Annotated in this window: 1 protein-coding gene; it reads left to right on the forward strand. The window is 60.3% G+C overall.

From position 1 onward, the window contains the following. On the forward strand, positions 1-816 hold an 816-nt coding region (rfbB, locus tag V8Z78_RS27025; protein WP_349732513.1), incomplete at both ends, for a dTDP-glucose 4,6-dehydratase.

An 816-nucleotide genomic window follows, 5' to 3' on the forward strand; every position in this document is an offset into this window, starting at 1 on the left:
GGCGGTGCAGGCTTTATCGGCGCCAACTTTGTTCTCGATTGGCTGGCACATGTGAATGAGCCCGTGGTCAATATCGACAAACTGACCTATGCGGGCAATCTGGAGAATCTGGCCAACTTGAAGGGCGATGCCCGTCATGTGTTTGTGCAGGCCGATATCGGCGACAGTGCACAACTGGCGCAATTGCTGGCGCAGCACCAGCCTCGCGCCGTGGTGAACTTTGCGGCCGAGTCGCATGTGGACCGCTCCATTCATGGCCCCGAGGATTTCATTCAGACCAATGTGGTGGGCACTTTCCGCCTGCTGGAGGCGGTACGCGCCTATTGGAATGGCCTGGAAGGCGATGCCAAGTCCGGTTTTCGCTTTTTGCATGTCTCCACCGACGAGGTCTATGGGACGCTTGCGCCGACCGATCCTGCATTTACCGAAGAGCACAATTACGAGCCCAACAGCCCGTACTCGGCCAGCAAGGCGGCTTCTGACCACCTGGTACGGGCCTGGCATCACACCTATGGCCTGCCGGTGCTGACGACCAACTGCAGCAACAACTACGGCCCGCTGCATTTCCCCGAAAAATTGATTCCGCTGGTCATTGTCAATGCGCTGGCCGGCAAGCCGCTGCCCATCTACGGCGACGGCATGCAGGTGCGTGACTGGCTGTATGTGCGCGACCATTGCAGCGCCATCCGCCGTGTGCTGGAGGCCGGCCAGCTGGGCGAGACCTATAACGTGGGCGGCTGGAACGAGAAGGCCAATATCGACATCGTCAAGACCGTGTGCAGCTTGCTCGACGAGCTGCGCCCGCGCGCCGATGGC

It is taken from the genome of Comamonas sp. wu1-DMT, from assembly GCF_040187805.1.
Taxonomy (GTDB): domain Bacteria; phylum Pseudomonadota; class Gammaproteobacteria; order Burkholderiales; family Burkholderiaceae_C; genus Comamonas; species Comamonas thiooxydans.